This window comes from Pandoraea sp. 64-18, assembly GCF_001899225.1.
Taxonomy (GTDB): domain Bacteria; phylum Pseudomonadota; class Gammaproteobacteria; order Burkholderiales; family Burkholderiaceae; genus Pandoraea; species Pandoraea cepalis.
The window spans coordinates 469,214-492,972 of sequence record NZ_MKVU01000012.1 but is presented as its reverse complement, the minus strand read 5'-3'; the positions used below and the strand labels follow the sequence as shown (position 1 = coordinate 492,972).

Genomic DNA, 23,759 nt, shown 5'->3' with positions numbered 1-23,759 from the left:
TATCGCGCCGCGACGCAGGACGAACTCCGTAGCACCCAACCCCAACCGAACGAGGCGACGCGGTGGAACTGACCGGCATCAACGCGCAAAGCATTTTCGACGACAACGCCGCCACGCTGCGTTTGTCGTGGCTGACCGGGCACGAGGGGTGGGAACGTGGCTTCACGCCCGAGAGCGTGTCGACGGCCACCTCCAGCGCCGACCTCGTGGGTCACCTGAACCTCATTCACCCGAACCGGATTCAGGTGCTTGGCGAGGCCGAGCTGCGCTACTACCAGCGCCTCACGGACGAAAACCGCAAGCGCCACATGGGCGAAGTCATCGCGCTCGAGCCGCCGTTCCTCGTGGTGGCCGACGGCCTCGAAGCCCCGCCCGATCTCGTACTGCGCTGTACCCGCTCCTCCACGCCACTGTTCACCACGCCGATGTCGACGGCGGCGGTCATCGACAGTCTGCGCATGTACATTTCGCGTGTGTTCGCCCCGCGATGCACGATGCACGGCGTATTTCTCGACATTCTGGGCATGGGGGTGCTGCTCACCGGCGATTCCGGCCTCGGCAAGAGCGAGCTCGGCCTGGAACTGATCAGCCGCGGTCACGGACTGGTAGCAGACGATGCGGTCGATTTCGTGCGCCTCGGGCCGGATTTCGTCGAAGGCCGTTGCCCGCCGCTGCTGCAAAACCTGCTGGAAGTGCGCGGCCTGGGTTTGCTCGACATCAAGACGATCTTCGGTGAGACGGCCGTGCGCCGGAAAATGAAGCTCAAGTTGATCGTTCAGTTGGTGCGCCGCCCCGATGGCGAATTCCAGCGGCTGCCGCTCGAAGCGCAAACCGTGGATGTGCTGGGCCTGCCCATCAACAAGGTGATTCTGCAAGTGGCGGCCGGGCGAAACCTCGCCGTGCTGGTCGAAGCCGCCGTGCGCAACACGATCCTGCAACTGCGTGGCATCGACACCCTCAAGGATTTCATGGAGCGCCAGCGTCAAGCCATGCAAGATCCGGACGGCATGCAGAATCGGCTGCTCTGAGCGATCTCCTGCCGGACGAATGCCCCGGGTTTACCGCAATTTCTGCGTCTTTCTGTCAACGCCGCGCGATTGCGGCGCGTTTTCTTTCATGTTGTAATCGCCACGCGGTCCAATCCCGTGCGTGTCGACCTTATGGAGAGACGATCATGAAAAAAGCATTCGCTGCATTGCTTCTGGTATCCCCGCTGCTCGCATCGCCCGTGTTTGCCCAGACGGCCGCCCCCGCACCTGCGCCCAAGGCTGCCAATACCCAACAAAGCAAGATGGGCGTCTGCAATGCGCAAGCTGGCAGCAAGAAAGGCGACGATCGCAAGGCGTTCATGAAGGAATGCCTGTCGAACAAGCCCGCCGCCAAGCCGACCCAGCAGGAAAAGATGAAGACCTGCAATGCCCAGGCTGGCGACAAGAAGGGCGACGATCGCAAGGCGTTCATGAAGTCGTGCCTGTCGAACAAGTAAGCGCACCGGGGGCTTTCCCGCACCGACCTTCTGACGAATCGACGGATGGACGGATAAGCGGCGAGCCTGCCCACAGGCTGACACAACGGCGCCCCTCGCGGGCGCCGTTGTCGTTTCTCGCGCGTCATTCTCGCGAATGGAGCAAAAACGCATGGAACGTTCTTCTTTTTGGCCGCTCGACACCCATACGACACAATCGCTTACCATGATCGCTGTATCCGGGGAATCTCATGAAGATCGTACTGATTACCGGCGTTTCGGGTTCCGGCAAATCGCTCGCCCTGAACGTCCTCGAAGATGCGGGTTACTACTGCGTCGACAATCTACCGTCGCGCTTTCTCCCTGAACTCGCCGAGTATCTCGAAACGCAGAACTACACACGTCTCGCCGTTGCCATCGACGCGCGCAGCGGCGGCTCGCTTGCCGATCTGCCGCCGATCATTGGCGGCCTGCGCCGCTTCGGTCACGACGTGCGAGCCCTGTTCCTCAACGCCACCACGCAAACGCTGGTTCAGCGCTTCTCGGAGACACGCCGCCGTCACCCGCTCTCCGTGACGAGCGACGATACCGTCTCGGCCAATGGTTCGCTGGTCGAAGCGATCGAGACCGAGCGCGAAATGCTCAACAGCGTGGCCGAACTCGGTCACCAGATCGACACCAGCAATTTGCGCGCGAGCGCGTTGCGCCGTTGGATCCGCGAGTTCGTCCAGCACGATCACACCGGACTCACACTGATGTTCGAGTCCTTCGGATTCAAGCATGGCGTGCCGCTCGACGCCGATCTCGTCTTCGACGTGCGCTCGCTGCCCAATCCGTATTACGACACGCAGCTGCGTCCGCTGACCGGTCGCGATCAACCGGTGATCGACTTCCTGTCGGCCATCCCCGAAGTCGACGAGATGACCAACGATATCGGCGCCTATCTGCAGAAATGGCTGCCGAGCTATATGCGCGACAACCGCAGTTACCTGACGGTGGCGATCGGCTGCACGGGCGGTCAACACCGCTCCGTGTTCATCGCCGAAACGCTGGGCAAGCGCTTTCGCTCCGAAGCCAGCGTGCTGGTACGCCATCGCGAACTCGCCCCGCTCGAGTCGACGACCTGAAGCGGAACAGCCCGCTCAGGTCGGCAACGACAGTTGGCCGTCGCTCGGCGAACCGATCGACAAGGCATCGGCAATCTTGCGGATCGGCGAGGGTAGGCCGGCGGCGGCAACGCCGGCGGCGTCCAGCCACGCGTGGCGCGAGCCGTTTGGCGGCACCGCGGCGCTCGCGCCCAGCGTCACCCGCCACGGCCGCAAGTGCAGCCGAAAATGTGTGAAAACGTGCGTGAGACCGTGCAGCGGTTCGAGCGACTGCACCCTCCCGTCACCCGCACCGAGCGCGGCGGCATGCGCGCTCAGACGCTCGCGCAGCAACGCATCGTCGGCGTCGCGCGCGTCGGTCGGCGGGGTCAGTTCCGGCAGGCTCCATAAGCCGCCCCAGATACCGCTGTCCGGCCGTCGCTCGAACAACACGCGCTCGCCCGCGCAAATCACCAGCACATCGACATAACGCTCCGGCTGCGCCTTTTTGGGCTTGGATGTGGGTAACGTGCGCTCGCGTCCGGTCGCATGCGCGACGCAATCGCCGTCGAACGGGCACTCGCCGCAACGCGGCTTGCCGCGAGCGCACAGCGTCGCCCCGAGATCCATCATCCCCTGCGTATAGGCGGGCAAGTCGCGTTGCGGCAGCAGGGACTCAGCCAGCGTCCACATCGCCCGCTCGATCTTCGGCGTGCCCGGAAATCCCTCGATGCCGAACACCCGCGCGAGGACTCGTTTGACGTTGCCGTCGAGAATCGCGGCGTGCGCATCGTAGGCAAACGCGGCAATCGCCGCGGCCGTCGAACGGCCGATGCCCGGCAGCGAGGCGAGCATCTCGGGGTCGGACGGGAAACGACCGCCGTGCTCGGCCACCACGACCTGCGCGCAACGGTGCAGATTACGCGCCCGCGAGTAGTAGCCCAGGCCGCTCCAGAGCGCCATCACGTCGTCCTGCGCGGCGCTCGCCAATGCCGCGACGTCGGGGAAGCGCTCGAGAAAACGCGTGTAGTAGGGGATCACCGTCGCGACCTGGGTCTGCTGCAACATGATCTCGGAGAGCCAGATGCGATAGGCGTCGCGCGTGTTCTGCCATGGCAGGTCGTGACGGCCGTGCTCGGCCTGCCAGGCAATCAGACGCTCGGCGAAATGGCTCGCCGGCGGGCCGGCGGTGGAGTCGTTGAGGGAGTCGGTCATATCATTTTTGGGGGGCGTCGTGTACGGCAGCCGTCGCGGCCAAACCGCCGACCCGCTGCGCGATCTGCGATTGCCGCTTGCGTTATTTTTGACAATGCGGGCAGAAGAACGTGGAGCGCTGCCCTTGCACGATCTGCCGGATCGGGGTGCCACACACGCGACAGGGTTGCCCGGCACGATCGTAGACGAAATATTCCTGCTGGAAATAGCCGCGATTGCCGTCGCTGCCGACGAAGTCGCGCAACGTGCTGCCGCCCTTCTCGATCGCCGCGGCAAGCACGTCCTTGATGGCTTGGGCGAGCTTCTCGGCCCGGGGCCGCGAGAGTTTGCCCGCCGCCATGCGCGGCGCGATGCCCGCGCGGAAGAGGCTCTCCGACGCATAGATGTTGCCCACACCGACAACGATGCTGCCCGCGAGCAATGCCTGCTTGATGGCGACGGTCCTGCCGCGCGTACCTGCGTAAAGCCATCGGCCGTCGAAAGCGTCCGTCAGCGGCTCGACACCGAGACCGGCCAGCAGGGGATGTGCCAGCACGTCGCCCGCCGAGCGCGGATGGAACAACACCGCGCCGAAACGACGCGGATCGCGATAGCGCAGCGCGCATCGCTCGAAAACGAGATCGATATGGTCGTGCACCCCGGCCGCCGGCAGCGCCTGCGGCTCGGGCAGGACACGCAACGTGCCGGTCATGCCCAGATGCACCAACAGCCAGCCGGGCGCGTATTCCAGCAACAGGTACTTGCCGCGACGGGTCACGCCGACGAGCGTTTCGCCGCGCAGGAGCGTGTCGAGTCCGTCGGGCACCGGCCAGCGCAATGAGGCGTTGCGCACGTCGATGCGGGCAACGCGTGTGCCCGCCACGTGCGGCGCAATCCCGCGACGGGTGACTTCGACTTCTGGGAGTTCAGGCATGCCTGCGAACGTTTGCTGAGGATTTAGACTCTATTGTATCGGGCGCGCTACAATCGCTCGAAACCTGTCGTGGATCCCTATGCCGAACACCCGATTCCAGTCCATCCCCGCCGCGACCAGCACGGCGCTCACCGTGGCACCCGTGGTTTTGCGCCTGCGCGGCGCCCTGGCACGCGGGGCGTGGGCCGGCGCAACGGCGCTTGGCGTAACCTGCGCCAGCGCCATCACGGCATTCCTGCCTTCGTCGAACGCGTTTGCACAGTCCCGGCCGACGGCGCAAGCCGCGCCAGCGAGCGCGCCGGCAGGCGCGAGCGACGCCAGCGCAGACGTCGGCAGCGAAGCCGGGGCGTCCGCGGCGTCAGATGCGAGCGTCCCGCGCGAAAAGCTTCCGAACGTCGCGCTCTCCAGCGAGATCGTCTTCGAGGTGATGGCCGCCGAGTTGAGCCTGCAACAAGGCAGCCTGGCGCCCGCCTTCAACACCTATGTCGCACTGGCCAATCGCACGAAGGACCCGCGCATGGCCCGCCGCGCGGTCGAGATCGCGCTCGGCGCCCGCCAGCTCGGAGACGCGCTCATTGCCGCCCGACTCTGGCACGAACTCGATCCGACCTGGCGTCCTGCATCGCAGTTGCTCGCGAGCCTCGAGGTCGGCACCGGCCATCTGTCCGACGCCGAACCGCTGCTCGTCGACGAACTGAACAAGGTGCCGGAAGCACGCCGCGGCCAGGCCATTCTCGAACTGCAGCAGATGATTGCGCGCAGTCCGGAGCGCGCCACGGGGATCGCGTCGCTCAAGCGGATGCTGGCGAACGACATGCAACGCCCCGAGGCGCAACTGGCCATCGCCCGCTCGCAACTCGATGCCGGCGACACCGCCGGCGCACGCGCGTCGCTGGAAAAGGCCCTCAGTCTCAAGCCCGATTACGAGGCCGCCGCACTGCTTTACGGTCAGATGGGGCCGGAAGAGCGCAGCAGCGCCATTGCCGGATTGAAGACGTTCCTCGATCGCAATCCGAACGCCAAGGAAGCGCGCTTCGCCTACGCCAAGCTCCTGCTGGCCGACAACCAGCTCGACGCGGCACAGAAGCAGTTCGAAACGCTGGAAAAGCGTTACCCGCACGAACTCTCGACGCTCATGGCGCTTGCGCTGCTCAACCTGCACGCCAAACATCCGGAGCAGGCCGAACAATATCTGCAGAAGTACGCGTCGGAAGCCGAACAGCAGAACACCGACGGCGCGCAAGCCTATGTCTATCTCGCGCAGATCGCCCAGGACCGCAAGGATTACCCGGCCGCCGACAAGTGGCTTTCGAAGATTCGCGAAGACAGCAACGCGTATCTGCCCGCGCAGATCGGGCGCGCGCAGCTGCTCGCCGATCAGGGCAAGGTCGACGAAGGCCGTGCGCTGCTGCACAGCATCAGCATCAAGACGAGCGATCCGCGTGAGCAACTCGCGCTCAAGCGCGCCGAGTCGGATCTGCTCGTCAAGGCAAAACGCTACGACGAGGCGGAAAAGCTGCTCGCGGTCGAGGTAAAGAACCATCCCGACGATCCGGACTTGCTGTATCAGTACGGCATGGTGGCCGAGTTGAACAAACACTACGACGTCATGGAAAAGACGATGCGTCGTGTGATGGCGTCACAGCCGGAAAACGCACAGGCCTACAACGCGCTCGGCTACTCGCTGACCGTGCGAAATACCCGTCTGCCGGAAGCGCTCAAACTACTGCAAAAGGCGTCGGCGCTCGCGCCGGACGATCCGTACATTCTGGACAGCCTGGGCTGGGTGAAGTATCGCCTCGGCGACAAACCGCAGGCGCTCGAACTGCTGCGCCGCGCGTATGGCATTCAGGCGCAGGCCGAGATCGGCGCTCACTTGGGCGAGGTGCTGTGGGAATCGGGCCAGCAGGACGAGGCACGCAAGACCTGGCGTGAAGCCCTCAAGCTCGACGGCGACGACGACACGCTGCGCGCGACGATGAAACGCTACAACGTGACGCCGTAATGCATATGAGGTCGCCGTTTTCGCTCGTGGCGTCGCGTTCGGCTCGCGCCACGACCCTGGTGCTGGCCTGTGCGCTCGCCGGGCTCGTCGCCGGCTGTGCGAGCCTCGCGCCGCCCACCGCGGTGACGTCGGCGGCGGGCGCCAGCGTCGAACACTACCGTGGCCGCTTCTCCGTGCGTTACGAGCAGAATGGCGAGACGCGCAATACCTACGGCAATTTCGACTGGCAGCAGAATGGCGACAACGCGATCGTCCAGTTGCTCGACCCGCTCGGACAAACCCAGGCGATCGTGCGCGAGAATCCGCGTCGTGCGTCGCTCGAATTACCCGGCAAGGCACCGTTGAGTGGCCCGCGCCTCGAAGATGTCATGCACGACGCCCTGGGCTTCGCGCTGCCGGTGGGCGGCCTGCGCTACTGGCTGCAAATGCAGGGCGCTCCGGGATCGCAGGCGAGCATCGAGCGCGATCCCCAGACACAACGGCCGACGCATCTGAAGCAGGACGGGTGGACGATCGACTATCAGGCCTTTTTCGACGGCGCGCCACTACGCGTCAAGCGCATCGACCTGTCTCGCGATCTCGACGGGTCGCCGCTCGCTGTGCGGCTCGTGATCGACGAGTAAGGTCGAGCGACGCCGATTGGGCCGGGCACCGCCATCGCTTTGGCGACATCGGCGGTATCGACGGCCACTTGGGCGCGCTTGTTGCGACGGTGCTATGCTTGGCGCCGCCCGCTCCAGCGCACGTCGAGTGCCACGCGCGCCTTGCGCAAAGGGATCGAATTGCGCGGGGAAGTCCCGTCTCCAGACACCGACGTTGCGACAGTGCCGCGTCGACGCTCGTTATCCATCGTTTTGCATCGCCATGTACGAAATCCTGCGTGACTGCCCGGCTCCGGCCAAGCTGAACCTGTTCCTGCACATCGTGGGACGCCGGCCGAACGGCTATCACGAGCTGCAGACTGTCTTCCAGCTGATCGACTGGGCCGATACGCTGCATTTCGCGCGTCGCGACGATGGACGGATCGTTCACACGAACCCGCTGCCGGGGGTGCCCCCTGAGACGGATCTGACGGTGCGCGCCGCCCGCCTTCTGCAGCACCGTTGCGGCGTGCGCTTCGGGGTGGAGATTGCCATCGAGAAGCGGCTGCCGGCCGGTGGCGGCATCGGCGGCGGCAGCTCCGACGCCGCGACGACGCTGCTCGCACTCAATCGCATGTGGCAACTCGATCTGCCGCGCGCGGAACTTCAGGCGCTCGCCCTGCAACTCGGGGCCGACGTGCCGTTTTTCGTCTTCGGCCGCAATGCGTTCGCCGAAGGGCTGGGCGAGGAATTGCACGCCGTGGATTTGCCGCTTCGGTACTTCCTCGTGGTCAACCCGCGCGTCCACGTCGCGACCGACAAAATATTTCGCGATCCACTGTTGACAAGGGATTCGAAGATCGTCACAATGGCGTTCTTTCTCGAACACACCAGCAAAAACGTGTTAGGAACGGATGAAATTTTCCGTAACGACATGCAAGCGGCAGTGATTCGAGAATACGCGGAAGTCGCTGCGGTGATTGACTGGTTCAGCACCTTCACCACCGCACGTATGACGGGCTCCGGCGCCAGTGTGTTTGCAGCATTCGACACGAAGGCAGAGGCGGAAGCGGCATACCAGCGATTGCCAGAGCGCTGGCTGGGTCAAGTGACCGCCAGTCTGGCCGAACACCCGCTGTTCGCCTTCGCGTGAAGGGTTTTACTTTGTTGCGTTTCCTACGACGCGGCAAGGGCAACGGTTAGTGTAGGGGAGTCGCCAAGTTGGTTAAGGCACCGGATTTTGATTCCGGCATACGAGGGTTCGAGTCCTTCCTCCCCTGCCAATTTCTCTGTCGTGCAGTCTCAGCATCCCAACGTTCCGCAGGTAGCCAGATGAGTAGTGATAACCTAATGGTATTCACCGGGAACGCCAATCCCGCCCTGGCCCAAGCGGTCGTCGACACTCTCGGCATTCCCCTCGGCAAGGCCATGGCGAGCCGGTTCTCGGACGGTGAGATCCAGGTCGAAATCCAGGAAAACGTGCGCGGCAAGGACGTCTTCGTCCTCCAGTCGACGTGCGCGCCGACCAACGACAACCTGATGGAACTGATGATCATGGTCGATGCGCTCAAGCGCGCGTCTGCCGGCCGGATCACCGCTGCCATCCCGTATTTCGGCTATGCCCGTCAAGATCGCCGCCCCCGTTCGGCGCGTGTCGCGATCTCGGCGAAGGTCGTCGCCAACATGCTGCAAATCGCGGGCGTCGAGCGCATCATCACGATGGACCTGCACGCGGACCAGATTCAGGGTTTCTTCGATATCCCTGTCGACAACATCTACGCCTCGCCGCTGCTGCTGGCCGATGTGCGCGCGCAGAACCACGAAAACCTGTTGGTGGTCTCGCCGGACGTTGGCGGTGTGGTGCGTGCGCGTGCGCTCGCCAAGCAACTGCATTGTGATCTGGCGATCATCGACAAGCGTCGTCCGAAGGCCAACGTCGCCGAAGTGATGAACATCATCGGTGAAGTCGAAGGCCGCACCTGCGTCATCATGGACGATATGGTCGACACGGCCGGTACGCTGTGCAAAGCCGCGCAGGTGCTGAAGGAGCGTGGCGCACAGAAGGTCTATGCGTACTGCACGCACCCGGTGCTTTCCGGCGGTGCGGCGGCGCGCATCAACGCGTCGGAACTCGACGAAGTGGTCGTGACGGACACGATCGCGCTGCGCGACGACTCGAAGGGTGGCAAGATCCGCCAGTTGAGCTGCGCCAATTTGCTCGCCGAGACGTTCTCGCGTATCCGTCGTGGCGACTCGGTAATGTCGCTGTTCGCGGAATAAGCGTTCGGTAAATTTTTGCGACGGCGCCTGTGTGGCGCCGTTGTTGTGTCGGCGGGGAGCGTCTCCCCGCCTTTGTCATTCCTGAAGCCGATGTTTTTTGCACGGCATTTGGGAAGCTATCGCTGCCTGGTCGCGGGCAGTCCAAGGAGTTGTTATGAAAGTCGTCGCTTTTGAGCGTAATCTGCAAGGTACGGGTGCGAGCCGCCGCCTGCGCAATGCCGGTAAGACCACGGGCATCGTGTACGGTGGAAACGTTGATCCGAAGATGATCGAACTCGATCACAATGCGCTGTGGCATGCCCTGCGCAAGGAAGCGTTCCACTCGTCGATTCTCGAGCTGGAAGTTGCCGGCCAGACCGAACAAGTGCTGTTGCGCGATGTGCAGTACCACCCGTTCAAGCAATTGGTTCTGCACGTGGATTTCCAACGTGTCGATCCGAACAAGTCGATTCACGTGAAGGTGCCCCTGCACTTCCTGGGTGCTGAGAACGCCCCGGCGGTGAAGCTGGCGTCGAACGTGATCAGCCACACCGTGAACGAACTCGACGTGAACTGCCTGCCGGGCAAGCTGCCGGAATTCCTGGAAGTCGACCTGTCGACCCTGGAAGCGGGCAAGACGGTGCACGCCAAGGACGTCAAGCTGCCCGCCGGCGTGACGCTCACGCTGCACGTCGAGCAAGAAAACCCGGTGGTCGCGCAAGCCGTCCAACCGGCAGGTGCGGCTGCTGACGAAGCGGCTGCTCCGGCTGCCGAAGGTGCAGCGCCGGCCGCCTAAGGCCCGCGCGTTAGCCTTCAGCGGCGACGCTGGACGCAAGACCCGCCGCGACGTCATGTCCGGCGGGTTTTTTTATGGCGGCGCGCATGCCGATTCGGCGCGCGCCAAGATCGTGATACCGAAATGATCAAGCTGATCGTAGGGCTCGGCAATCCGGGCGCCGAATACACAGCAACGCGTCACAACGCCGGTTTCTGGTTCGTCGACGCGTTGGCGCAGCAATGCGGTGCGTCGCTCACGAACCAGAAGAACTTCCACGGCTATGCAGCGCGCACACGCATTGCCGGCCAGGAAGTCTGGTTGCTCGAGCCGCAGACCTTCATGAACCGCTCGGGGCAGTCGGTTGTGGCGCTCGCACGCTTCTACAAGATCCTGCCGGATGAAATCCTCGTCGTGCACGACGAACTCGATCTGCTGCCCGGCACGGTGAAACTCAAGCGTGGTGGGGGCAGCGGTGGTCACAACGGACTGAAGGACATCGCCGCGCATCTGACGACGCCCGAGTTTTGGCGTCTGCGTCTGGGCATCGGCCATCCGCGCACGCTTCAGCCGACGGGCAGCCAACAGCAGGTCGTGGACTTCGTGCTCAAGCCGCCGCGCAAGGAAGAGCAGGCGCAGATCGACGACGCGATGTCGCGCTCGCTCGACATCGTCGATCAGGTCGTCAAAGGCGAGATGGAAAAGGCAATGATGCGCCTGCACGCCGCACCGGGGAAATAAGCGGCGCTGCCGCGCACAGTGCGCGGCTGGCTTGGCCGGCACGCCGCTCAGGCCGTCTTGGCCGCTTGCAGATGGGTGTACTTCTCGAGCAGTTGCTCGGGCGTCTCGACGTGTTCGGGGTTGATGGGAATGCACTCCACCGGACACACCTGCACGCACTGCGGTTCATCGAAGTGCCCCACACATTCGGTGCACTTGTTCGGATCGATCTCGTAAATCTCGACCCCCATCGAAATCGCGTCGTTCGGGCACTCCGGCTCGCACACGTCGCAATTGATGCATTCATCGGTAATCATCAAGGCCATACGGCACCTCCAGCCGTATCGCAACGCCGGTCAGCCGCAAGGGCCGGGCCGGCGTACGCGATACTCATCCGTTCGTCGGCAGGCTGCCGACTTTCGTCATCAGCCATTTTTCGACGGAAGGAAACACGAACTTGCTGACGTCGCCACCCAGTTGCGCGATCTCGCGCACGATCGTGCCCGAGATGAACTGGTACTGGTCAGACGGCGTCATGAACATCGTTTCCACATCGGGCAACAGATAGCGGTTCATCCCGGCCATCTGGAACTCGTACTCGAAGTCGGACACGGCGCGCAGGCCGCGCACGATCACACGGGCCTGGTGCTTGCGCACGAAGTCCTTGAGCAGCCCGGAAAACCCTTCCACGCTGACGTTCGGATAGTGACCCAGCACTTCGCGCGCGATGTCGATGCGCTCTTCCAGCGAGAAGAACGGCTTCTTGTTTCGGCTATCCGCCACGCCAACGACGAGCTTGTCGAAAATCCCTGCCGCACGGCGGACCAGATCTTCATGTCCTCGGGTCAACGGGTCGAACGTCCCCGGATAAATCGCCACTACCATGCCAACGTCTCCTCGCGGCTGGGGACCTGTGCTGCGTACTTGTTCATTGTGGTCTCTAGGTTTTCGGTATCGATTCAAGCAAATGATAATGCACGGCCCCGGCTTTCGCCCGTCGCAGGCATGCGAGGTCGAGCACCGCCAGTGCGTCGTCCTCCAGCGCGATGTCCGATTCGGCGTAGATCACCCCGCCAGGGGCGAGCAGACGGGCCGCAGGCGCCAGCAGGTCGTTCATCCAGCCGCTCGCAAACGGCGGATCGAGAAACACCACGTCAAAAGCCCCGGGCGGGAGTGTGGTTATCAGGCGACGGGCATCGGCCTGCACGATCTCGATCTGATCGGCCCCGAGTTTGTCCTGATTGGCACGCAGTTGCCGAACGGCCCGCGCGGCGTGCTCAACCATCAGCACGCGGGCGGCACCCCGCGAGGCGGCCTCGAATCCCAGCGCGCCGCTGCCCGCGAACGCGTCGAGGCACCGCATGCCGCCCAGATCCTGACCCAGCCAATTGAACAGGGTTTCCCGCACACGGTCAGGCGTGGGCCGCAGGCCTTCGCCCGACGGCACCGGCAGCGGCGTGCGCTTCCACTGGCCGCCAATGATGCGCACCTGCTGCGGCGCGCCGCGTGCCACGTTTCCCGAACCGGACTTCATCGTGTTCCCCGCAGGACAGCCTTGCCGGAGACACCGTCACCCGTGCAAAAATGAGTTCGCGCGCGCGGCTGCGCACGCCAGGAATCCAAAATCATGACAATTCACGCTACATTGTTGAGGCGAAACATACCACATCGCCCGCAAGACCTGCCCCATCAAGGCATACGATGGCAGACGATGCGTCGATCCCGAGCGGCGAGCGTCTGCCTCGACGCCAGTGGCACAACGACGACGCGCCCGGCAGGACATCACAGGAAACCGCCCGATTCGCCATGACCGACGCCGCCATCGAGGTAATTGAGCTATGCAAGGCCTATGACGGCCGTCCCGTGGTCGACCATCTTTCGCTGCGCGTCGCGCCGGGCGAGTGTTTCGGCTTGCTCGGGCCCAACGGGGCCGGCAAGACCACCACGTTGCGCATGCTGCTGGGCCTGGTCACGCCCGACAGCGGTGAAATCCGTCTCGGTGGCCTGTCCGTGCCGCGACAGGCGCCACAGGCGCGACGCCGCGTCGGTGTCGTGCCGCAATTCGACAACCTCGATCCCGACTTCACCGTGCGCGAGAACCTCGCGGTCTTCGGACGCTATTTCGGACTCTCCTCTGCCGAGCTTCGGGAACGCGTGCCCGCCCTGCTCGCGTTCGCGCGACTCGAGTCGAAGGCAGATGCCCGCGTCAGCCAACTCTCAGGCGGCATGAAACGACGTCTCACACTCGCCCGGGCGCTCATCAACAATCCCGATGTGCTTGTACTCGACGAGCCCACGACGGGCCTCGATCCGCAAGCTCGCCACCTGATCTGGGAACGGCTCAAGTCGCTGATGAACGAGGGCAAGACGATTCTGCTCACGACGCACTTCATGGAAGAAGCCGAGCGCCTGTGCCATCGTCTGTGCGTGATCGATGCCGGCCGCAAGATCGCCGAGGGCACGCCGCCCGAACTTGTTGCGCGGGAAATCGGCTGCGATGTCGTGGAGGTGTTCGGCGACGTGCCGCAAGCCCTGCTCGCGCGCCTGACGCCACTGGCCGACCGCATCGAGACGAGTGGCGAGACCCACTTCTGCTATGTGCGCGACGCGGTGCCGGTCGTTGCAGCGCTGCAAGAACAGCCCGGCGTTCGATATCTGCATCGGCGAGCCAATCTGGAAGACGTCTTTCTCAAACTCACCGGCCGGGAGATGCGCGATGACTAAGCGTGACCATCCCATGCCCGACGCACCCGAAACATGCGACACCGGCGATACCGGTGATACCGGCGACAGCGCGGCAGTCTCGACGGCGGGCGCGCATCGCGCGGGCCCACCCCACGAACGCACCCCGGAGTCGCCTCGCTACCTGCCCGGCATCTCGCCGTGGATGGGCGTCTGGCGGCGCAACTTCCTTGTCTGGCGCAAGCTCGCCATCGCGTCGCTGTTCGGCAATCTGGCTGACCCGATGATCTACCTCTTCGGGCTGGGGTTCGGCCTCGGCATGATGGTCGGCGAGGTCGACGGCACCTCATACATTGCGTTTCTCGCCGCCGGGACCGTTGGCTCAAGCGTGATGTTCTCCGCCAGCTTCGAATCGATGTACTCGGGCTTCTCGCGCATGCATGTGCAGCGCACGTGGGAAGCGCTCATGCACACGCCGCTCACGCTGGGCGACGTAGTGCTCGGCGAAGTCGTGTGGGCGGCGAGCAAGGCCGTACTCTCAGGTGTCGCAATCCTGCTGGTGGCCAGCGCGCTCGGCTACGCGCGCATCGACAGCATGCCTGTCGTACTGCCGGCGATCCTGCTGGCGGGGCTCGCGTTCGCCAGTCTGGCGATGGTGATGACGGCGCTCGCGCCGAGCTATGACTTCTTCATGTTTTACCAGACGCTGGTCATGACACCGACGCTGCTGCTCTCGGGGGTGTTCTTCCCCTTGGCGCAACTGCCGGCGGCAGCCCGTCACGTCACTGAATGGCTGCCCCTGGCCCACGCGGTAGCGCTGATCCGCCCCGCCATGCTCGGACGCCCCATCGACCTGCCATGGCTGCATGCAAGCGCGCTCGCCATCTATGCGGTCGTCGGGTTCGCCGCGGCACTCGTACTGCTGCGCAGGCGCATTCTTCGGTAACGCCGCGTCGTACCTTTCGGCCCGCTCACGCAAGCCAACGAAAAACGGCACCGAAAGCTGTCGGTGCCGTCTGTCGTATGTCGTATGTCGTATGTCAATACGTCGCGTCAATCCCACGACGATGCGATGATTATTTCGTTTGCGTGCGTACCGAAGATTTTCCGCTGGGCGCCGCCGCGCCTGCGCTTGCGCCGCCGAAGACGTCACTCGGCCCCACGACGACCGTGACGAGCCGGTCCGGCGCCACGTGACGCGCGAAGGCGCTCTTTACCTGCGCAGCGGTCACGGCCTCAACGTTGCGGGTCCACGTATCGAGGTAGTCCAGCGGCAGGTGATAGAAGCCGATAGCGGCCACGTTCGCCAGCAGCTTTCGATTACTGTCGAGTCGCAGCGGAAAGCCGTTGGTCAGGTTGTCCCTGGCGGCCTGCATCTCCGCGTCGGTCGGCCCGTCCTGGACGAACTTGGCGAGCGTTTCACGCACGACCTTGAGCGCCTCCGGTGCCTGCTCACGGCGCGTCTGCAAACTGATCTCGAACGGCCCCTCCTGCAACTGCGGCATGAAGCCACTCGACACGCCGTACGTCAGACCGCGTTTTTCGCGCACCTCCGTCGTCAAGCGCGACACGAAGCCCCCGCCGCCCAGGACATAGTTACCCACGAGCAACGGGAAGTAGTCGGGATCACTGCGCGCCACCGACGCCTGCCCCGTCACAATGTGCGCCTGCTCGGCCGGGTGCGGCAGATCGATCTGCACGGCACTGCTCAACGACGCGACCGACGGCATCGCCGGCGGCGTCACGCCCACGGGCATGGCGTCGGTCAGCGTGGCGACGAGCGCCTCCGCCTGCGCTCGATCGATGTCGCCGACGATCGTCACGACCGCCCGCTTCGGGCTGTACATGTCGCGGTAGAAACGCACCAGATCGTCGCGCTTCACGGCGTTCACACTCGCCACCGTCGGGCTGACACCATACGGATGGCTGCCGTAGATCGCGCGGCGAAATGCCTTCTCGGCAATCGCCTCGGGCTTCGTATCGGATTCCGCAATCGCCGCCGACAGACGCGCCGCTTCCCGCTTGAGCACCGCATCGGGGAACGTAGGATGTTGCAGGAACTGCGCCATCGCGCCGACCGCCGCATCGCGTTCGGTCGCTGACGACAGCGTGCGCAGGGTGACGGTCGCGGCATCGCGTCCGGCACTTGTCGCTTCCATCGCGCCCACGTCGGCAAAGCGATCGGCAATCTGCGCCTCGGTCAGCGCGGGGCGCCCGGCTGCGGCGGACGCGCCCGCGTCGAGCAAGCCCGCCGTGAGCATCGCCAGACCGGACTTCCCCGGCGGATCGTAGCGACTGCCGGCATCGAAGTCGATGTTCAGGTCGATCATCGGGATCGAACGACTCTCGACGAACATCACCTTGGCGCCCGACGGCGCCACCCAGCTTTGAATCGGCAGCGCCGCGCGAGCACTCAGCGGCGTGACGGCAATAATCGCACCCGCGGCAACGGCAGCAACGCTCGCCGTAAAGCCCGTGCGCGCAGGCACAGAGAACGCACGCAACAGTGCGGAAATTTTCATCATCGTGTGGCCCTCTCAGCGCATGTTCTTCAAGTCTTCCGCCCCTTGGGCGCGGCGCTTTCGTGTCGCTTCGTCGATGGGCTGGGGAACCAGCGTCGCCACAGTCAGGGACGCATCGCCGAAGTACTTGCCGGCCACCGCCTGCACCTGTGCCGGCGTGACCGCCTTCACCTTGTCGAGCATGCGATCGATCTGCCGCCACGAGATGCCCGACATTTCGTTCAGACCGATCTCCATCGCCTGGCCGAACACCGAGTCGCGTTTGTAGATTTGCGAGGCAACGACCTGCGCCTTCACCCGCCCAAGTTCCGCCGCGGTCACACCATGCGCCGCAATATCGGCCACCTGCGCGCGAAGCGCCTTCTCGAGCTGCTCAGGCGTCTTGTCCTTCGCGGGGGTGCCGTCGAGAAGGAAGAATTGCGGGCCACGGCCCACGCCATCGTAGTTGGCACCAACATCGTTCGCGATGCGTTGCTCGCGCACGAGACGGCTCGTCAGACGCGCATTGCCATAGCCGTCGAGCACGGCGGCGAGCACCTGCAACGCATAGACGTCGTCGTCCTTTTCGACGTCGGTCAGACGGGGCGCACGCCACGCGAGCATCACGTGTGGATTCTCGGCCGGCGCTTTCACGAACACCCGGCGCACGCCGAGTTGTGCCGGCTCGTTCTGAGGACGCCGATCGGGCAACGCATGCGGCTTGAGCGAGCCGTAATAGGTCTCGGCGAGTTGCTTGACCTGCGCGGGATCGACATCGCCGCTCACGACCACCACCGCATTGTTCGGCGCATACCAGCGCGCATACCAGTCGCGTGCGTCCTGGACGGTCATGTGCTGAAGGTCGTCCATCCAGCCGACGATTGGGCGACGATAGGGATTGGCAACGAGCGCCGAGGCCATCAGTTGCTCGTAGAGCAATGCGCGCGGCTGATCGTCCGTGCGCAGCCGGCGCTCCTCCATGACCACCTGAATCTCTTTGGCGAACTCGTCGCCGGAGAGCGTGAGGTTGGCCATGCGGTCGGCCTCGAGACGCATCATCTCCGGCAGACGCGACTTCTCCGTCTGCTCGAAGTAGCCGGTGTAGTCCTTGCTGGTGAACGCATTTTCGCGGCCACCCAGCGCCGCCACCTGACGCGAAAACTGGCCCGGCCCGACAGCCTTGGTGCCCTTGAACATCATGTGTTCGAGCACGTGGGCCACACCTGTCGTGCCGTTGAATTCGTCGAGCGAGCCCGCGCGATACCAAACCACATGGGCCACCGTCGGTGCCCGGTGGTCTTCGCGCACGATCAGCCGCAACCCGTTCGATAACGTGAATTCCGACGTGTTATCCGCCGTTTTGCTGCCGGCGGTGTCGGCGGCCTGGCTCAGGCATGCCACACTGGCCAGGATGAGTCCGGCCAAGGTATGTCGCCAGCGCATGGTTCCCGTCATGGATCCCCTTTCGCCCGTCACGGACGTTGATTCGCGTCTGATAAAATACGTCGCATTTCCCGCGTCGGAAATCACGACCCGCCCATTGTAGGGCGTTTTGTGCGACGCGAATGGCAAGACAAATCACAGACGCACGCTGACCGCGTGCGCCCACGTCGAGTTCTTCACCCCATGTTCAGTTTCTTCAAGCGCTTCAAGTCGGGCGGTAACAAAGCCGCCGAGACGAGTCCCGCATCGACCGAATCCCTCGCGTCCGACGCGCTGGCGCCATCGCCGGAAATCCCGGAAACGCCCGCTTCGCCAAGCTTGCCGGTCGAAGACGCTGCGGCGAAGGCCGACATCGCACCGGCCGTCGTGCCCGCTAGCGTGCCGGCCGAAGCCGCGCAGGCACCCACCGCACCCATCGACGCCGCGCCCCCGCCCGTCACCCCGGTCCAAAATGCGGTGCCGTCCGAGCCGGCGCAGGCGAATGTCCCATCGCTCATCACGCCGGCGCAGTCCACACCCACGATTGCGCCGCAAATCGCGCCCGAACAGGCGGAACTGGCGGAACCCGTCGAGCCGATTGAGCCGATTGAGCCGATTGAGCCCATTGCGCCGATATCGTCGATCGAGCCGGCCGCACCGCCCCCGGCCGTCGTTGTCAAGGATGCCCACGGCGACGCCATCGGCGAGATCGTCGCGGCCCCGGCCCAAGCCCCGGCCGCCAAACGCTCCTGGCTCACGCGCCTGAAGGCGGGACTGTCGAAGACGAGCGCCGGTCTCACGGGCATCTTCATCGGCGTGAAAGTCGACGAGAACCTGTTCGAGGAACTGGAAGACGCGCTGCTGATGAGCGACGCCGGCGTGGAAGCCACGGCTTTCCTGATCGGCGCCCTGCGCAAGAAGGTCAAGACTGACCGGCTGACCGAAGGCGAGCAGGTCAAGCGCGCGCTGCACGATCTGCTGGTCGAATTGCTGCAGCCGTTGGAACAGAGCCTGGTTCTCGGTCGCGAGTCGCCGATGGTCGTGATGATCGCGGGCGTGAACGGCGCAGGCAAGACGACAAGCATCGGCAAGCTCGCCAAACACTTCCAGCACTACGGCCAGTCCGTGCTGCTCGCCGCCGGCGACACCTTCCGCGCGGCGGCACGAGAACAACTGGCGATCTGGGGCGAGCGCAACAACGTCGCCGTCGTCTCACAGGAGAACGGCGACCCGGCCGCCGTCGTGTTCGACGCTGTGACTGCCGCACGCGCGCGCAAGATCGACATCGTGATGGCCGACACCGCTGGCCGACTGCCCACACAATTGCATCTGATGGAAGAGTTGAAGAAGATCAGGCGCGTGTTGGGCAAAGCTGCCGAGGGCGCACCGCACGAGGTGCTGCTCGTGATCGACGCCAACACGGGACAAAACGCGCTCACGCAGGTCAAGGCGTTCGACGACGCGCTGCAACTCACCGGCCTCATCGTGACAAAGCTCGACGGCACGGCCAAGGGCGGCATTCTCGCCGCCATTGCGCGTCAGCGTCCGGTGCCGGTGTACTTCATCGGCGTGGGCGAAAAGGTCGAGGATCTGCAGCCGTTCTCGGCGCGCGAATTCGCCGACGCCTTGCTCGGCTAACTCAGCCGACTCAGTCAAGCGCATCCGCCGGCCACAATGCCAACGGCCCGCCCGCATCACGGGGCGGGCCGTTGCCTTTTCCGGCGACGCAAGACAGCGCCGCCCGATAACAACGCATTACCACTGCTGCGCGACGAGTCCTGCGCAGAGCCCCCACATCATCATGCCGACGATCCCATCGAGGATCTGCCATGCTCGCGCGCGCGCAAACAGCGGCGCAAGCAACCGGGCGCCATAGCCGAGCGTGGTGAACCACAAAACGGAGGCGGTCATCGCGCCCACGGCAAACCACGCATTCCCGGGCGGCACCTCGCGCGCGCCGATGCCGCCCAACAGAATCACCGTGTCGAGATAAACGTGCGGATTGAGTAACGAGAGCATCAACACGAGCACGAACGCTCGCTGCCAGGTCATGTCCTGCGTAGCCGCGCGGCTGCCGTCGGCCTGCAAGGCGCCCGCACCGCGCAACGCGGCACGCCACGCGCGCAGACCGTACCAGAACAGAAACGCGGCGCCGCCCCACGTCACGGCCGTCAGGAAGCGCGGATAGGCGGCGATCAAACCGCCCATGCCCGCGACCCCCGCCGCAATCAAGACCATGTCGCAAATTGCGCAGACAGCCACGACCACGCCGACATGGCGTCGAAGAATGCCCTGACGCAGCACGAACGCATTCTGCGCGCCAATGGCCATGATGAGGCTGGCGCCCAGCGCCATGCCCCGCCAGAACGCGGGATCGACCATCGTGCGGCTTACTCGGCGTCGGGTTGCGCTTCTGGCGTGGCCCGGCGGAAGGCGTCAAGTGCCAGGCAGTGCGCGTTGACGGCGGCAATTCGCGGGAAGCGCGTCATGTCTACCTTGAATCGGTTCGCGTTGTAGACCTGCGGCACGAGGCAGCAATCCGCGAGCGTCGGGGTGTCGCCAAAGGTGAACCTGCCGTGCGGCGACTGCGCCGCCAGGCGGGCTTCCAGCGCCGTGAAACCCTCCACGACCCAGTGGACATACCACGCATCCTTCTGCGCGTCGGTCACCCCCAGGTCGTGCTTGAGGTAACGCAGCACGCGCAGGTTGTCGATCGGGTGGATGTCCGCGGCGATGTCGAGCGCCAGTGCCCGCACCTGAGCGCGCGCCACCGGGTCGGCCGGCAGCAGCGCAGGCGTCGGATGCACGTCTTCGAGATACTCGATGATGGCCAGCGATTGATGAAGGTTCACACCCTCGTCGACGAACGTCGGCACCAATCCGTTGACGTTGAGCGCAAGGTACGCCGGTTTGCGCTGCTCGCCGCCTTCGCGCACCAGATGCACCGGCACGGTCTCGTAATCGAGGCCCTTCAAATTCAGGGCGATCCGCACGCGATACGCGGCGGAACTGCGGAAATAGCTATACAGCGTGGACATGGCTGACCTCGGAGGCGAGATTGGGGAAGGCGCGGCGCCGGCGTCAAGCCTCAGGGGCCGCGTCTGAACACGAAATGGTACTTCAAGCGCTGGCCGCGATGACACTTGATTGCGTATGATGGATGGATATCCGGCGGCAGGATCACAGCGGCTCGCCCGTCCCCTGCACCGCCCCCGCGACCCCAACACCGACGTGCCATGACCTCTGCCGCTCCTTTCGCCTGTGCACCGCTGCTCAAAATCATCGCTCGCGGGGCGAAAGGCGCACGGGCACTCAACGCCGACGAGACGCGTACCCTGTTCGACGCCATCCTCGCCGGCCGCGTGGCCCCGGCTGAGCTGGGCGGGGTTCTGATCGCCTATCGCATCAAGGGGGAAACGCCGGTCGAACTGCGCGCGATGCTCGACGCCGCACACGCGACATTTACGCCGCTCATCGCCCCCACCGACGCCCCGCCACCGGTGCTGCTGCCCAGTTACAACGGCGCGCGCAAGCAACCGAACCTCACGCCGCTGCTTGCCTTGCTGCTCGCCCGCGAGGGGATTCCGGTACTCGTGCACGGTCAGCATCACAGCGGCGCGAATCGCGTGGGCTCCCAGGCGATCTTTACCGCACTGGGTCATGCCGCCTGTCAATCGGCGACCGAGGCCGAGGCGGCACTGCGAACGCGTCGTGTCGCCTATCTGCCGATTGCGGCGCTTTCCCCGGCGCTGGAGCGACTGCTGGAGATGCGTTCGGCGCTGGGTGTTCGCAACTCCGGCCACACCGTGGTGAAGTTGTTGCAGCCGTTTGCCGGTCCCGCGTTGCGGCTCGTGAATTACACGCACCCGGAATATCGCGAAACGCTCAGTGAGATGTTTGCCGACGCGGCCAACAGTCCGGCGCCGGGCGTGCTGCTCGCGCGGGGCACGGAAGGTGAACCGGTCGCGGATGCGCGCCGTCAGGCCGCCATCGACGGCTTTTCGGATGGGGCTTACCAACTTTGGCAGGAAGCGGAAGACGGCGCGACGGGCACGCCGCCGATGCTCCCGGCGGCCGACGCACCGGCAACCGCGCAGTGGATTGAAGCGGTGCTGGCCGGCACCGTTGCCGTGCCCGCGCCGATCGCCCGGCAAGTCGAGGTGATTCGTCAGGCACTGGGGCGCATCCAATAGAAAGCCGTCGCATGCGCTCCAGCGACGCTCGAGCGCAACGGCGAGGCCCCCCCCTGGACTTCGACGCCCCGCACCTGAACACAATCAATAATTTTCGGAACAATTCATTCCGAAATTAATCAAATATGCTGTTTTGAGGCACATATCCAGCGAGTGCCAGGGGAACGCGGGGCCTAATCGGCCTGACGAAATACTGGCGATTCAGTCGGTCGACGCCATGCGAGTCGCCTGCCACGAAATGAGGTGCCATTCGTTGGCCTCAAGCACGTGCACCGCCGTATAAGCCATTTGCGACTCGAGCGAGCCGGTGGCGGTTTCCAGTTCGACCTTCAGCTTGCCCGTGACGACCACGGTGTCGCCGAACTGGCGCAGTTCCTGTGCGCGGATATCGATGTCGAGGTAACGACGGCGGCCCGAGGTGAGCGCGTCGAGAAATTCGCGTTTGCTTTCGCGTTTGCCATTCGAATGAACGTAGTGGAGACCGTCGGCCAAGAGGGCGTCGAGTTGTTCGACGTCCCCTTCGACCATCGCGTCAAAGCGCGCCGACTCGCGTTCGCGTACCGCGTCAATTTGCTTCTCCGCCATGTCGACCTCCCGTCGTCTTCGCCCCAAACGCGCGCGGCTTGGGTTGCAATTTACACCATCCGCGTGACGTTTGCGCCAGTGACTTTCCCCGTTTGATGGGGGGTGCTGGAAAACCCCGAGATTGCGGAAACTTCCCGCCCGGTAAGGGTTCTAACGTCTTTAGCACTCATTCGAAGAGAGTGCTAAAATGCTTTCCAGAGGCTAACCAGGAGTCTGCCACTTGAGTACTGCCGCCACTTTGCATCCGACGACGCCGGCCACCGGCACGGCGCCGACTTCGCGAGCCCTTGCGTTTGCCCCGTCTGCATTGATGCTGCCGGGCAGTCTGGGCAATATCGAAAGCTATATTCAAGCCGTCCATCGTATTCCGCTGCTTACCGCCGAGGAAGAGCAGTCGCTTGCCAAGCGTCTGCGCGAGAACGACGACCTCGAAGCCGCCCGTCAGCTCGTGCTCTCGCACCTGCGCCTGGTGGTGTCGATCGCGCGTAACTACCTCGGCTACGGTCTGCCGCACGCCGACCTGATCCAGGAAGGCAACATCGGCCTGATGAAAGCCGTCAAGCGCTTCGATCCGACCCAGGGGGTGCGACTCGTGTCGTACGCCATGCATTGGATCAAGGCCGAGATTCACGAGTATGTGCTGCGCAATTGGCGCACGGTCAAGGTTGCGACGACCAAGGCCCAGCGCAAGCTGTTCTTCAATCTGCGCAGCCAGAAGCAAGGCCTGCAGGCGTTCACGCCGGACGAGATCGATCAGGTCGCCCGCGATCTGAACGTCAAGCGCGAAGACGTCGTCGAGATGGAAACGCGCATGTCGGGCGGCGATATCGCCCTCGAAGGGCATAGCGACGACAGCGACAGCGCAAGCTTCGCCCCCATCGCGTATCTGGCCGACTCGCACCAGGAGCCGACCGCCGTGATCGCCGCACGCGAGCGCGACCGTCTGCAAAGCGATGGCCTGCAAACGGCCCTCGGCCGTCTCGACGCACGCAGCCGCCGCATCATCGAAGCGCGCTGGCTGTCGGTGGCCGACGACGGCAGCGGCGGCGCCACGCTGCACGAGCTGGCAGACGAATTCGGCGTGTCTGCCGAGCGCATCCGTCAGATCGAAGTCGCCGCAATGAAGAAGATGAAGGGCGCGCTGCAAGCCTCGGCGTAACACCTCGATCGGATTGTCGACGGCAATGCGACACGTTGCCACACGACATCGCCGGCACCGAAACCCCGTGAGATCCACGGGGTTTTTTTATTGGACTTCGAAAGTTCGCGCTTCATTTGCGTCGAACTTGATGCATCGCAATGTCGTCGGCGAGCGCGGTCGATAGAATCAATCTGTCTGTACGTGGCCATGCTACGTG

24 protein-coding genes and 1 tRNA gene are annotated in these 23,759 nt (G+C 64.3%); 15 read left to right on the top strand and 10 right to left on the bottom strand.

Going from position 1 to position 23,759, the window contains the following annotated elements:
* Positions 1-62 precede the first annotated feature (62 nt).
* The 3 genes from hprK to rapZ all read left to right on the top strand — a co-directional run bounded on the left by hprK (position 63) and on the right by rapZ (position 2,592).
* Positions 63-1,028: an HPr(Ser) kinase/phosphatase gene (gene hprK / locus BGP02_RS10840; protein ID WP_017232650.1), complete on the top strand. Its 966-nt coding sequence runs from the start codon at positions 63-65 to the stop codon at positions 1,026-1,028.
* Positions 1,029-1,174: 146 nt separating this feature from the next.
* Complete coding sequence (locus tag BGP02_RS10835) at positions 1,175-1,486, top strand: PsiF family protein (RefSeq protein WP_017232651.1); 312 nt, start codon at positions 1,175-1,177, stop codon at positions 1,484-1,486.
* Between the two features lie 230 nt (positions 1,487-1,716).
* The gene (gene rapZ / locus BGP02_RS10830; protein WP_017232652.1) at positions 1,717-2,592 is read left to right on the top strand and encodes an RNase adapter RapZ; all 876 of its coding nucleotides are present in this window, start codon (positions 1,717-1,719) and stop codon (positions 2,590-2,592) included.
* 15 nt (positions 2,593-2,607) lie between these two features.
* Here the strand turns inward: rapZ and mutY are convergent, their stop codons facing one another.
* Together mutY and mutM are read right to left on the bottom strand one after the other, a co-directional pair.
* Entirely contained in the window at positions 2,608-3,765 is a 1,158-nt protein-coding gene (gene mutY / locus BGP02_RS10825; RefSeq protein ID WP_017232653.1) for an A/G-specific adenine glycosylase, read from the bottom strand.
* Between the two features lie 82 nt (positions 3,766-3,847).
* Positions 3,848-4,678, bottom strand: a complete 831-nt coding sequence (gene mutM / locus BGP02_RS10820) for a bifunctional DNA-formamidopyrimidine glycosylase/DNA-(apurinic or apyrimidinic site) lyase (RefSeq protein WP_017232654.1) — start codon at positions 4,676-4,678, stop codon at positions 3,848-3,850.
* 79 nt (positions 4,679-4,757) lie between these two features.
* Here mutM and BGP02_RS10815 point away from each other — a divergent pair, with 79 nt between their 5' ends.
* The 7 genes from BGP02_RS10815 to pth all read left to right on the top strand — a co-directional run bounded on the left by BGP02_RS10815 (position 4,758) and on the right by pth (position 11,039).
* Positions 4,758-6,683: a tetratricopeptide repeat protein gene (locus tag BGP02_RS10815; protein ID WP_286798479.1), complete on the top strand. Its 1,926-nt coding sequence runs from the start codon at positions 4,758-4,760 to the stop codon at positions 6,681-6,683.
* 5 nt (positions 6,684-6,688) lie between these two features.
* A complete protein-coding gene (locus BGP02_RS10810; RefSeq protein WP_026131717.1) occupies positions 6,689-7,306 on the top strand; it encodes an outer membrane lipoprotein LolB in 618 nt (205 codons plus the stop codon).
* 241 nt (positions 7,307-7,547) lie between these two features.
* Positions 7,548-8,417, top strand: a complete 870-nt coding sequence (gene ispE / locus BGP02_RS10805; protein ID WP_286798477.1) for a 4-(cytidine 5'-diphospho)-2-C-methyl-D-erythritol kinase — start codon at positions 7,548-7,550, stop codon at positions 8,415-8,417.
* Between the two features lie 53 nt (positions 8,418-8,470).
* Positions 8,471-8,547 (top strand) — tRNA-Gln (locus BGP02_RS10800).
* A gap of 49 nt (positions 8,548-8,596) precedes the next feature.
* Positions 8,597-9,544 carry a ribose-phosphate pyrophosphokinase gene (locus BGP02_RS10795; RefSeq protein ID WP_026131718.1) on the top strand — a complete coding sequence of 316 codons (948 nt, stop codon included), beginning with the start codon at positions 8,597-8,599 and terminating at the stop codon, positions 9,542-9,544.
* 154 nt (positions 9,545-9,698) lie between these two features.
* On the top strand, positions 9,699-10,319 hold the full coding sequence (locus BGP02_RS10790) for a 50S ribosomal protein L25/general stress protein Ctc (protein WP_017232659.1): 621 nt from the start codon (positions 9,699-9,701) through the stop codon (positions 10,317-10,319).
* A 123-nt stretch (positions 10,320-10,442) separates the two neighbouring features.
* Positions 10,443-11,039 carry an aminoacyl-tRNA hydrolase gene (gene pth / locus BGP02_RS10785; protein ID WP_017232660.1) on the top strand — a complete coding sequence of 199 codons (597 nt, stop codon included), beginning with the start codon at positions 10,443-10,445 and terminating at the stop codon, positions 11,037-11,039.
* 47 nt (positions 11,040-11,086) lie between these two features.
* On the opposite strand, the gene BGP02_RS10780 is transcribed toward pth, so the two are convergent.
* From BGP02_RS10780 to rsmD, 3 genes are all read right to left on the bottom strand, one after another.
* Positions 11,087-11,344 (bottom strand): YfhL family 4Fe-4S dicluster ferredoxin, encoded by a 258-nt coding sequence (locus BGP02_RS10780; RefSeq protein ID WP_017232661.1) that lies wholly within the window; start codon positions 11,342-11,344, stop codon positions 11,087-11,089.
* Between the two features lie 64 nt (positions 11,345-11,408).
* Positions 11,409-11,903 (bottom strand): pantetheine-phosphate adenylyltransferase, encoded by a 495-nt coding sequence (coaD, locus tag BGP02_RS10775; protein WP_017232662.1) that lies wholly within the window; start codon positions 11,901-11,903, stop codon positions 11,409-11,411.
* 55 nt (positions 11,904-11,958) lie between these two features.
* Entirely contained in the window at positions 11,959-12,552 is a 594-nt protein-coding gene (gene rsmD / locus BGP02_RS10770) for a 16S rRNA (guanine(966)-N(2))-methyltransferase RsmD (RefSeq protein WP_017232663.1), read from the bottom strand.
* Positions 12,553-12,824: 272 nt separating this feature from the next.
* Here rsmD and nodI point away from each other — a divergent pair, with 272 nt between their 5' ends.
* Positions 12,825-13,742: a nodulation factor ABC transporter ATP-binding protein NodI gene (gene nodI, locus BGP02_RS10765; RefSeq protein WP_026131719.1), complete on the top strand. Its 918-nt coding sequence runs from the start codon at positions 12,825-12,827 to the stop codon at positions 13,740-13,742.
* A gap of 13 nt (positions 13,743-13,755) precedes the next feature.
* The gene (locus BGP02_RS10760) at positions 13,756-14,646 is read left to right on the top strand and encodes an ABC transporter permease (protein WP_286798500.1); all 891 of its coding nucleotides are present in this window, start codon (positions 13,756-13,758) and stop codon (positions 14,644-14,646) included.
* Positions 14,647-14,776: 130 nt separating this feature from the next.
* Here BGP02_RS10760 and BGP02_RS10755 read toward each other — a convergent pair whose 3' ends face one another.
* Together BGP02_RS10755 and BGP02_RS10750 are read right to left on the bottom strand one after the other, a co-directional pair.
* Positions 14,777-16,225: a M16 family metallopeptidase gene (locus tag BGP02_RS10755; protein WP_017232666.1), complete on the bottom strand. Its 1,449-nt coding sequence runs from the start codon at positions 16,223-16,225 to the stop codon at positions 14,777-14,779.
* 12 nt (positions 16,226-16,237) lie between these two features.
* Positions 16,238-17,656, bottom strand: coding sequence for a M16 family metallopeptidase (locus tag BGP02_RS10750; protein ID WP_017232667.1), 1,419 nt, complete (start codon positions 17,654-17,656; stop codon positions 16,238-16,240).
* A gap of 171 nt (positions 17,657-17,827) precedes the next feature.
* On the opposite strand from BGP02_RS10750, the gene ftsY reads away from it, so the two are divergent.
* Positions 17,828-19,261, top strand: a complete 1,434-nt coding sequence (gene ftsY / locus BGP02_RS10745) for a signal recognition particle-docking protein FtsY (RefSeq protein ID WP_286798472.1) — start codon at positions 17,828-17,830, stop codon at positions 19,259-19,261.
* A gap of 117 nt (positions 19,262-19,378) precedes the next feature.
* Here the strand turns inward: ftsY and BGP02_RS10740 are convergent, their stop codons facing one another.
* Entirely contained in the window at positions 19,379-20,005 is a 627-nt protein-coding gene (locus BGP02_RS10740; RefSeq protein ID WP_017232669.1) for a LysE/ArgO family amino acid transporter, read from the bottom strand.
* A gap of 8 nt (positions 20,006-20,013) precedes the next feature.
* Complete coding sequence (gene maiA / locus BGP02_RS10735; protein WP_286798471.1) at positions 20,014-20,661, bottom strand: maleylacetoacetate isomerase; 648 nt, start codon at positions 20,659-20,661, stop codon at positions 20,014-20,016.
* Positions 20,662-20,859: 198 nt separating this feature from the next.
* On the opposite strand from maiA, the gene ybiB reads away from it, so the two are divergent.
* The gene (gene ybiB / locus BGP02_RS10730) at positions 20,860-21,816 is read left to right on the top strand and encodes a DNA-binding protein YbiB (protein WP_261939302.1); all 957 of its coding nucleotides are present in this window, start codon (positions 20,860-20,862) and stop codon (positions 21,814-21,816) included.
* A gap of 201 nt (positions 21,817-22,017) precedes the next feature.
* On the opposite strand, the gene BGP02_RS10725 is transcribed toward ybiB, so the two are convergent.
* Positions 22,018-22,401 (bottom strand): nuclear transport factor 2 family protein, encoded by a 384-nt coding sequence (locus BGP02_RS10725; protein WP_017232672.1) that lies wholly within the window; start codon positions 22,399-22,401, stop codon positions 22,018-22,020.
* Between the two features lie 220 nt (positions 22,402-22,621).
* Between BGP02_RS10725 and rpoH the strand changes: the two genes are divergently transcribed.
* Positions 22,622-23,560: an RNA polymerase sigma factor RpoH gene (gene rpoH, locus BGP02_RS10720; protein ID WP_026131720.1), complete on the top strand. Its 939-nt coding sequence runs from the start codon at positions 22,622-22,624 to the stop codon at positions 23,558-23,560.
* Positions 23,561-23,759 lie beyond the last annotated feature (199 nt).